This is a genomic window from Nitrospira sp. BLG_2 (assembly GCF_049222245.1).
Window position 1 is genome coordinate 1 of sequence record NZ_JBLYIG010000462.1, and the last position, 2529, is coordinate 2529.

General features: G+C 55.5%; 4 protein-coding genes. 1 reads left to right on the forward strand and 3 read right to left on the reverse strand.

Going from position 1 to position 2529, the window contains the following annotated elements:
* The coding region (locus ACOSYY_RS12510) for a hypothetical protein (RefSeq protein WP_421662786.1) at positions 1-407 on the reverse strand (407 nt) is incomplete at its 3' end.
* 272 nt (positions 408-679) lie between these two features.
* Here ACOSYY_RS12510 and ACOSYY_RS12515 point away from each other — a divergent pair.
* Positions 680-1096 (forward strand): hypothetical protein, encoded by a 417-nt coding sequence (locus ACOSYY_RS12515; protein ID WP_421662787.1) that lies wholly within the window; start codon positions 680-682, stop codon positions 1094-1096.
* Between the two features lie 30 nt (positions 1097-1126).
* Here ACOSYY_RS12515 and ACOSYY_RS12520 read toward each other — a convergent pair whose 3' ends face one another.
* Together ACOSYY_RS12520 and mazG are read right to left on the reverse strand one after the other, a co-directional pair.
* Complete coding sequence (locus ACOSYY_RS12520) at positions 1127-1744, reverse strand: hypothetical protein (RefSeq protein WP_421662788.1); 618 nt, start codon at positions 1742-1744, stop codon at positions 1127-1129.
* On the reverse strand, positions 1741-2529 hold a 789-nt coding region (gene mazG / locus ACOSYY_RS12525; protein WP_421662789.1), incomplete at its 5' end, for a nucleoside triphosphate pyrophosphohydrolase. The genes ACOSYY_RS12520 and mazG, both read right to left, overlap by 4 nt.

Sequence of the window (2529 nt, forward strand, 5' to 3'; positions counted from 1 at the left end):
GAGGAACGATCGGTCGGACTTGCAGATTTGAGCCGTGTGTCTTGGTCGTGATTATTCTGGGGTGCGAGCCGATCGGGATCAGGGGTGGATGAAGCGGGAGGACTCTGGTGCTCGCTCAGGCCTTCAGCTTGTGAGACTGGCGTAAGGCTGAACTCACTCTGATTGGGCGGCGGTTCCGGGACCGGTTGCCGTAGGTCGCAGTTTTCAGCAGAACTGTCCGAACCTTTCTGGCCGACACCAGGCCGACAGTTCGCTCGGTCTTCGGAGGTGGGTGGCCATACAGGCAGGGTCGATGCACACCAGATCAGCGCGACGATGAACAAAGACCAACGAAGCAGCCGGCGCCTTAAGATTGTTCGATCGCTGGGCGGCACTAGGACGAGTCCAGGATAGCCTTTCTTGGCCATGCCTTCTCCCGAAGGAATCCTCAGTCGGAGTATATCAGTGTGTCAGAAAGCCGTCTTGCGCTCTGGATCTCCAACACTGCCGTAGCGTGGAAATCCACAAAGTTCGAGAATGTTAAAGACGGGGGTCCTAAACAACCTCCGTCCTTCGCTTGTATTGTACTGCCCCCCTCCATTATAGATAGCCTCTGTTCTCCACAACTTCAAGTTCCTATATCCTATATAGTGAGTCAAGAGCGATACAGGGTCAGTGTTGAGACGAAAGCGAGCGAACCATGTCATCAACTGAAAACACCTTCGCTATCGTGGATATCAACGGTCCCTTTCGTGAGCCTCGCGAGCAAGTCTTCTCCTACGACTATTCGATTCAACGGTCCACCTGGGCGACACCGCATGGCGTACGGGTGAAGGTCTCAATACCGGATGAGCTGGAAGTATTTAAGCGGCGTCTCGTTGGGATGGTTGTCGGTTCACCGGGACAGCAATTGATGATGAACAACATCGTCTCCAGAACGATTGCCGACCGGAAGATGCGGGTGGCCGAAAGAGAGGGGATGCTGACGGAACGACGTGATACGATGTTGGCGCCATTCATAGGGCCGTTGGCCCATCTCTTTCCGAAGTTGGAGGCGTTATTTGAAGCGGATCAATCGGCTATCCGGGAAGAAGTAAGGAGGCGTGCGCGCATCTGACTTTCCGCGGAAAAGGTGAAGGCCGATCCGTCAAAAGATTCTCTTGTAATGTTTCGAATGGATACCTGATTCATCTGCGAACCCCAGCGATCCCTTGTCCGGGCTGCCGGTATCGTTCAAGTCGATACGGTAGTGGCCGCGCACGTGCTCCATGGCCACCTCGAACGGAACGGCATTCGGATAGAGCGTTCCGGGCGCATGGGCTCCTTGCGCCAGCGTACGGATGGTATCCGCTTCCGCGTATTGCTTGTCTGAAACGATGAAGATGTCGGCGACGGCATGATCGCCGAGTTTGTGGCCGGGTGTGGTTGAAGGAAGCTGTTCACTGAGTGTGCCGTCCAAGCGTGCTTGTTTGAGGCGTTTCAAGAGGGCGACGATTTGACTATCCGTCGCTTGAGACGGGACGACCAAACCGAGGGTGCTCATATCAAGGATGGTCGTTTCTACTTTGAACATAACAGGCGCGGCTTCCGGATCCTCGATAACCGAAACATTGGGGCCTTCGGTGCCGGTCGCCTGTTTGTTCCTCGAACTGGGGACGATCAGGGCAACGAACAACCAGAGTCCAAGGAGGATGCCAAATACGACGAGCAGCGGATGGGCTCCGGCACGTTTACCGTCTTCATAAGGCTCTTGGTTCTTCGTCATGGAGCGCAATCTCCAACAGGCGGTGCGGAATCTGGACGGGGTCTCTGTAACCGTCGCTTGGCTTCGTCCCACAACTCGTTCATTTCAGCCAGTGTCCTGTCTTTTAACGACCGGCCCTTCTTCATGGCTTGTGCCTCCACCAGGTGAAACCGATCGATGAAACGGCTCGTGGCACGGCGCAGCGCCTCTTCAGGATTGGCCTTTAGAAATCGAGAGAGGTTGACCAGTGAGAACAGAAGATCACCCAACTCATTCTCGATCTCCTCACCGGCATAAAGTCGATCGGACTCCGATTCCGTTCTTGTCGAGCTTAGCGTCAGCGCCTCGCGCAGTTCACCGATCTCTTCAGCAACTTTTACGAAGACCTGTTCCAGGCCGGCCTCACTCTGTGGCCAATCGAAGCCGACTCGGGATGCCCGTGCCTGAATCTGATATGCCCGCAGCAATGCCGGCAAGATCTTCGGCACTCCGTCAAGGGCTGATTGTGTGTTTCCGGCGGCGACACGCTCCGCGCGTTTAATATCCTCCCATTGAGCCAAAACCTGCTCACTATTCGACGCCTGTCCAGCTGGGTCGCCGGTACGGAACACGTGAGGGTGTCTACGGATCAGCTTGGTGGCGAGTGTCTCGATCACGTCCTCAACCGTAAACGAGCCGGCCTCAGCGGCGATCTGGCTGTGAAAGAGGACTTGTAAGAGCACGTCCCCGAGTTCTTCACGAAGCTTTTGCTTGTCACGCTGATCGATGGTCTCGATGACTTCGTACGCTTCTTCGAGAAGGTAGGG

Coding starts and splice junctions, on each gene's coding strand:
- ACOSYY_RS12515 (WP_421662787.1), top strand. CDS start 680: ATGTCATCAACTGAAAACACCTTCGCTATCGTGGATATCAACGGTCCC.
- ACOSYY_RS12520 (WP_421662788.1), bottom strand. CDS start 1,744: ATGACGAAGAACCAAGAGCCTTATGAAGACGGTAAACGTGCCGGAGCC.